Here is a 6,589-nt window from a genome sequence, read left to right on the forward strand (position 1 = left end):
CTATGCTGACGTCGAGACTTGTGATCAAGAGACAGGCCGAACTGGACCGGACGGCTCTCGGCCGCGATCAACCGTGCCAAGCGCTATCCGCGCGAGGCCGAGATGCGCGGCATCCAGGGCGTCGTGGTCGTGACCTTCGCCATGCGCCGGGACGGGACGCTGATCTCGGCCCGGGTGTCCCGCAGCAGCGGCAGCGAGCTCCTCGACGAGGCCGCCGTGGAAACCTTGCAGCGCGCCTCCCTGCCGCCGGTGCCGGAGGAGTTCAGCGACGACACCTTCAGCGCCGCGGTGCCGATCAGCTTCAGCGTCACGCGGCGCTGACGCCGGGCCTCATGTGAGGGGCGGAACACACCGGCCCACCGGCCCCTGGGCCTGCCCGGGATCCGGCGCCGCACTCCATGGCCGCCAGGACGCTGCGCGCCCCGTATCCGATGGGTTGGCACCACCGGCAGAGGCCAATGCCGAAGGCCGAACCCGCAATGCCGTGCCACAGGCCGCGGCGATCCTCTCCCCCCGACCGGGAACGGGAACGGACACCGCCACCGCAAACGCCCCTTGCTTCACCATCCACGCCGCGCTATAGGAATAAAATCAACACAGCACCGCGCATTCCACAGCATCGCCTATCCATGCGCTCTGTCTCGCGGGATCGCACACGGCATCCCTCCGGGCAAGCAAAGGCTTAAAATCCTAAAGCACTAAAATACCAAAGTCCTGAGGCGACCCGGTGGAGGGAATGGTGAAACCCCTCCCCCAGGCCAGGGGCTCATCGCCAGGCAACCTCTTGCCGAAGCAGGGCACCGCGCAAGAAAAAACCCCCGCCATCGCTGGCGGGGGGTTCTTCGTCACGGTCCGGTCCGGCCCCCGCCAAGGCAGGGGCCGGTCCTTCACGCCTGCGAAATCAGGCGCTGGCCTTCATGATCTCGTCGGCCACGTTGCGCGGCACCGGATCGTAGTGGTGGAACTGCATCGAGAAGGAGGCGCGCCCCTTGGTCATGCCACGCAGGTTGGAGATGTAGCCGAACATCTCCTTCAGCGGGACATGCGCCCGGACGATGACCGAGGTGCCGGCCATGTCCTGCGACTGGATCACGCCACGGCGGCGGTTCAGGTCGCCCACCACGTCACCGACATGGTCCTGCGGGGTGGTGACCTCCACGTCCATGATCGGCTCCAGGATCACCGGGCCGGCCTTCTTCATGCCTTCGCGGAAGCAGGCCTTGCCGGCGATCTCGAACGCCAGGGCGGAGGAGTCGACATCGTGGTACTTGCCGTCCAGCAGGGTGAACTTGAAGTCCACCGTCGGGAAGCCGGCGAGCACGCCGGTGTCGGCCTGGACCTTGATGCCCTTGTCGACCGCCGGGATGTACTCCTTCGGCACCGTGCCGCCGACCACGGCGTTCACGAACTCGATGCCCGTGTTCCGCTCCAGCGGCTCGAACTGGATCTTCACCTCGGCGAACTGGCCCGAGCCACCCGACTGCTTCTTGTGGGTGTAGGTCTCGGTATGCGCCTTGGTGATCGTCTCGCGATAGGCCACCTGCGGGGCGCCGATATTGGCGTCCACGCCGTATTCGCGGCGGAGGCGGTCGATGATGATCTCCAGGTGCAGCTCGCCCATCCCGGACAGGATGGTCTGGCCGGTCTCCTGGTCGGTCTTCAGGCGCAGCGAGGGATCCTCGCCGGCGAGCTTCTGCAGGCCAAGGGTCATCTTCTCGATGCCCTCCTTGGTCTTCGGCTCGACGGAGATGTCGATCACCGGCACCGGGAAGGCCATGCGCTCCAGCACCACCGGGTCCTCGGCGGAGGCCAGGGTGTCGCCGGTGCCGGTGTCCTTCAGCCCCACGAAGGCCGCGATGTCGCCGGCGAAGACCTCCTTGATCTCCTCGCGCTTGTCGGCATGCATCTGGAACATGCGGCCGACGCGCTCCTTGTTGCCCTTGGTCGTGTTCAGGACCTGGTCACCGGAGCGCAGCACGCCGCGATAGACGCGGACGAAGGTCAGGTTGCCGTACTTGTCGTTGATGATCTTGAAGGCCAGACCGGCGAAGGGCGCGTTCTCCTCGGCCGGGATCACGCGGCGCTCGGCGTCCTCGTCCTGTCCCTCCTCGGGGGCGACCTTGATGCCCTCGATGTCCACCGGGCTCGGCAGATAGTCCACCACGCCGTCCAGCAGCGGCTGCACGCCCTTGTTCTTGAAGGCGGAGCCGCAGAAGACCGGGCGGAACTCGCCGGAGATCGTGCCCTTCTTGATGCAGGCCTTCAGGGTCGCGACGTCCACGTCGCCCGTCTCGAAGTACTGCTCCATCGCCGCGTCATCCATGCCGAGCACGGTGTCGAGCAGCTTCTGGCGGTACTCGTCCGCCTTCTCCTTCAGGTCGTCGGGGATCGGGGCCTCGTGGTACTTGGCGCCCAGCTCGTCGCCTTCCCAGATCAGGGCCTTCATCTCGACCAGGTCGACGACGCCCTTGAGGTTCTCCTCGATGCCGATCGGCAGCTGCAGGGCGACCCAGTTGATGCCCAGCTTCTCGGTCAGCGTGTCCGCGGCGCGGTAGAAATCGGCGCCCGTGCGGTCCAGCTTGTTGATGAAGATGATGCGCGGGACGCTGTAGCGGTCGGCCAGGCGCCAGTTGGTCTCGGACTGCGGCTGCACGCCGGCCACGCCCTCGATGATGAACACCGCGCCGTCGAGCACGCGCAGCGAGCGGTTCACCTCGATGTTGAAGTCGATATGGCCCGGGGTGTCGATGACGTTGATGCGGTAGTCGTGCCACACGGCCGTCACGGCGGCGGAGGTGATCGTGATGCCACGCTCCCGCTCCTGCTCCATGTAGTCGGTCGTGGTGTTGCCGTCGTGCACCTCACCGATCCTGTGGGACTTGCCGGTGTAGTAGAGGATGCGCTCGGTCGTGGTGGTCTTGCCGGCGTCGATATGCGCCGTGATCCCGATGTTCCGGATCTTGTCGAGCGGGGTACGCGCCACGGTGGGCCTCCAAAAGCTCGCGGCGCCTGCCGCGCGGGTAAGCATTGCGGCGGGACCGGGGCGGCTCCTCGCCGCCTCGCCCGCCAGACTGGTTCTCACTCAAGGGTTCTGGTCCGTCCCGGGGTGCCCCCGGGAGGGTGGACCCGGGGATGAACCCGGGGGATGCCGGACCCCCGCTATCGCGGTGGCACATTTGCGCTGCCGGAGCCGGAATTGCAAGCATCCTCGGCCCCTCCGGCAGCACTCCGGCCGTGGAAACGACGCCCGGATGCCCTGCCGCGCCGGTCAGTCGTCCCGGTGGACGCGCTCCATGCGCTCGTGGCGCTCCTGCGCCTCGATGGACAGGGTGGCGATCGGGCGGGCCTCCAGGCGCTTCAGGCCGATCGGCTCGCCGGTCTCCTCGCAATAGCCATAGGTGCCGTTCTCGATCCGCTCCAGCGCCATGTCGATCTTGCTGATCAGCTTGCGGGCACGGTCCCGGGTCCGCAGTTCCAGGGCCCGGTCGGTCTCGACACTGGCCCGGTCGGCCAGGTCGGCCTCGATGATGCCCCCCTGGCCCATGGAGCTCAGCGTCTCCCCGGCCTCCCGCAACAGATCCTGGCGCCAGCGCAGCAGCTTCTGCCGGAAATACTGCAGCTGCTGAGGGTTCATGAAAGACTCGGATTCGGTCGGACGATAATCCGGCGGTAGGGTCACCAGCATCACGTACATCCCTCAGTCTTCGTGAGCCCCGGCGGCATTCCCGGTCCACGAAACCGTGAGCCTCATACAAGGCGCATGGCTGCCAAGCCAAGAGGGCAGTTGAGATGTTTCAGAGACAGGGTGGCTCAGGCACCACGCCCGCGAACCTCCAGGCGGGCCAGCTCTACCTTCGCGCGCAGGGAAATGGCGGCCAGGGCCTCCGCCAGGTGGGGATCCGGCGGCATTTCGCCTTCCGACAGCCCGGCCAGCCGCCGCAGGCGGTCGGGATCCGCCCGGCCCCGCAGCAGGTCGGCCTGGAAGCCGGCCAGCTCCTCCAGCATCGCCGTGCCCCGCCGGGCCGCCCGCCGGTCGCGCTCCCCGTCCTGTTCCCCGCCCTCCTGGATCGCCAGCAATCCGGCGGCGAGGACCGGCAGGGCGCCCTCCGCCGCCGCGGCCTGGGCCTCGCCACCCTCCGCCAGCCGGAAGCCGCCGCCCCGCCCGGCGGCACGGCGCGGGCCGAGGGCAGCGGGGGTGGATCGTGTCTCGGTGACGCGCTGGATCATCCGGGCTCCTTTTGCCGCCGGGCTGCGGTTTTGGCCGGGGTGGCGGCAGCTTCTGCCGCGCTGCCGCCACCCCGTTCCTGGCACGGCGGTTGCGCTGTGCCGTGGCGTGATGCGCCCTATCCTCCCCCGAACCGGTTTCCGAACGGCAAACATGGCCGGATGCGGATTCACCCAGGCGCGGCCGGCCCGCGCCTTCCCTCTCCTGGTCCGGCCCTTGATGGCGCTGGTCCTGACCCTGGCCCTGGCCTTTCTGGCTCCCCCTGTCCAGGCCCAGGTACGGATCAAGGACATCGCCGATGTGGAGGGGGTGCGGGACAACCAGCTCGTCGGCTACGGGCTGGTGGTCGGCCTGCCCGGCACGGGCGACAAGCTCCGCTCCGCCGTCTTCACCCGCCAGTCCCTGGTCGGCATGTTGGAGCGCCTGGGCGTCAACACCCGCGACAACGAGAAGCAGCTCGACACCAAGAACGTCGCCGCGGTGATGGTCACGGCGAACCTGCCCGCCTTCGCCCGCCCCGGCTCGCGCATCGACGTCGCGGTCTCCGCCCTGGGCGATGCCTCCAACCTCACCGGCGGCACGCTGCTCGTCACGCCGCTGCTGGGCGCGGATGGGGAGGTCTATGCCGTGTCCCAGGGCGCGCTCGCCACCGGGGCAATCGGAGCCCGGGGGCAGGCCGCCTCGGTGCAGCGGGGCGTGCCCACCGCCGGGCGCATCGCCAGCGGCGCGGTGGTGGAGCGCGAGATCCCCTTCGAGCTGGCCGGGCATGACCGCGTCCGCCTCGGCCTGAGGAACCCGGACATGACCACGGCGCGCCGCATCGCGGGGGCGATCAACGCGCGCTTCCCCGGCCTTGCCACCGCCACCGACCCGCGCACCGTGGTGATGATGACGCGCGGCATGGACGTGGCCGGCCTGCTGGGGGAGATCGAGCAGCTCCGCGTCGTCCCCGACCAGTCGGCCAAGGTGGTGATCGAGGAGGCCTCCGGCACCATCGTCATGGGCGCCGATGTGCGGATCTCCACCGTCGCCATCGCCCAGGGCAACCTGACCATCCGCATCACCGAGACGCCGCAGGTGAGCCAGCCCGCGCCGCTGTCCAACGGCCAGACCGCGGTGGTGCCGCGCACCGGCATCGAGGTGGACGACCAGAACGGCCGCCGCCTCGGCATCCTGCCGCGCTCCGTCACGCTGCAGGAGCTGGTGAACGGGCTGAACTCCCTGGGCGTCGGGCCGCGCGACATGATCACCATCCTGCAATCCATCAAGGCGGCGGGCGCCTTGCAGGCCGAGCTGGAGGTGCGCTGATGGGCCCCACCCTGCCCGCCACGCTGTCCGGCCAGCCTCCGCGCGCGGAGGCGATGCGCGAGGCCGCGCGGAAGTTCGAGGCGCAGGCCCTGGGCGCGCTGCTGCAGCCCGCCTTCGCCACCGTCAGCGGCGGCAGCTTCGGCGGCGGCGCGGCGGAAGGGCAGTGGCGGCCGATGCTGGTGGATGCCTATGCCGAGGCCTGGAGCCGCCAGGGCGGCATCGGCCTCGCCGCCTCGGTGCTGCAGGAGATGCTGCGCGCCCAGAGCGCGAATGCCAGCGCGAGTGCCAGTTCGAGTGCCGGCGCGGGCGGTGGAACCGGGACGGACACCGCGAACCTTTCCTCAACCTTGGAGGGTGGAGAATCCCCCGCATGATGATGCAGTCGCTGATCACCGCCGGCCAACGCCTCGCCGAGGCCCTGGCCGAGGAGAACGAGGCCCTGGCGCGGCTCGACCTGCTGCGCGCCGCGAAGCTCGCGGATGCCAAGATCCGGGCCTCCGAGGCCTTCTCCGCCGCGCATGTCGCCGTGCACCGGACGGGGGCGCGGATCGCCGACGAGACCCAGCGCGAGGAAACCGAACAGCTGTCCCTGCGCCTGAAGGACCTGTCAGACGAGAACCGCCGCCTGCTGGAACGCGCCATCGCCTTGCAGGCCAAGGTGATCGAGACCATCGCGGGCGCCGCCCTGCCCCATGCGCAGCCGGTCACCTACACCACCGGCGGCCGCCGCGCGCCGCTGCGCCCGGTGCCCTTCCTGAGCATCGGCACCCGCGCCTGACCCCCTTTCCCCGGCACCGCCGATGCCCGGCGGCCGCGCCGAACAATCGCGCGAGCCGCCCGGGGAATGCCGTGCCCGGGATGGCGCGCCGTTCCGGCCTGCGGCATAGCCAGGGGCATGGGAGATGACGACGCCTGGACGATGCTGATGCGCGCGGCCCGCGGCGGGTCGCCACCGCCGGACCATCCGCTCGCGCACCTCGTCATGCCGCTGCTGCGTCCCGCCGGAAACGGGGCCGGCCGCTGCCTCGTGCTCGGCCGCCTCGCCCAGACGCTGGA

The 6,589-nt window shown here is 69.7% G+C and carries 6 protein-coding genes and 1 pseudogene; 4 read left to right on the forward strand and 3 right to left on the reverse strand.

Features of this window, described 5'->3' with window-relative positions:
* Nucleotides 1–51: 51 nt before the first annotated feature.
* A pseudogene (locus ROTAS13_RS16885) lies at nucleotides 52–321 on the forward strand (energy transducer TonB); the annotation flags it as partial.
* A 580-nt stretch (nucleotides 322–901) separates the two neighbouring features.
* Here the strand turns inward: ROTAS13_RS16885 and fusA are convergent.
* The 3 genes from fusA to ROTAS13_RS27270 all read right to left on the reverse strand — a co-directional run bounded on the left by fusA (nucleotide 902) and on the right by ROTAS13_RS27270 (nucleotide 4,227).
* On the reverse strand, nucleotides 902–3,028 hold the full coding sequence (gene fusA, locus ROTAS13_RS16890; RefSeq protein WP_019463171.1) for an elongation factor G: 2,127 nt from the start codon (nucleotides 3,026–3,028) through the stop codon (nucleotides 902–904).
* A 240-nt stretch (nucleotides 3,029–3,268) separates the two neighbouring features.
* Nucleotides 3,269–3,685, reverse strand: coding sequence for an RNA polymerase-binding protein DksA (gene dksA, locus ROTAS13_RS16895; RefSeq protein ID WP_037249952.1), 417 nt, complete (start codon nucleotides 3,683–3,685; stop codon nucleotides 3,269–3,271).
* 125 nt (nucleotides 3,686–3,810) lie between these two features.
* Complete coding sequence (locus ROTAS13_RS27270; RefSeq protein ID WP_058389980.1) at nucleotides 3,811–4,227, reverse strand: flagellar assembly protein FliX; 417 nt, start codon at nucleotides 4,225–4,227, stop codon at nucleotides 3,811–3,813.
* 151 nt (nucleotides 4,228–4,378) lie between these two features.
* Between ROTAS13_RS27270 and ROTAS13_RS16905 the strand changes: the two genes are divergently transcribed.
* The 3 genes from ROTAS13_RS16905 to ROTAS13_RS16915 are packed head-to-tail and all read left to right on the forward strand — an operon-like array spanning nucleotide 4,379 to nucleotide 6,311.
* On the forward strand, nucleotides 4,379–5,533 hold the full coding sequence (locus tag ROTAS13_RS16905; protein WP_019463168.1) for a flagellar basal body P-ring protein FlgI: 1,155 nt from the start codon (nucleotides 4,379–4,381) through the stop codon (nucleotides 5,531–5,533).
* The gene (locus tag ROTAS13_RS16910; RefSeq protein WP_075822913.1) at nucleotides 5,533–5,907 is read left to right on the forward strand and encodes a rod-binding protein; all 375 of its coding nucleotides are present in this window, start codon (nucleotides 5,533–5,535) and stop codon (nucleotides 5,905–5,907) included. The genes ROTAS13_RS16905 and ROTAS13_RS16910 overlap by 1 nt, the downstream gene beginning before the upstream one ends.
* Nucleotides 5,904–6,311, forward strand: a complete 408-nt coding sequence (locus tag ROTAS13_RS16915; RefSeq protein ID WP_019463166.1) for a hypothetical protein — start codon at nucleotides 5,904–5,906, stop codon at nucleotides 6,309–6,311. The genes ROTAS13_RS16910 and ROTAS13_RS16915 overlap by 4 nt, the downstream gene beginning before the upstream one ends.
* Nucleotides 6,312–6,589: the final 278 nt, after the last annotated feature.

The sequence above is a fragment of the Roseomonas sp. TAS13 genome (genome assembly GCF_001950415.1).
In the GTDB taxonomy this organism is placed as follows: Bacteria; Pseudomonadota; Alphaproteobacteria; order Acetobacterales; family Acetobacteraceae; genus Roseomonas; species Roseomonas mucosa.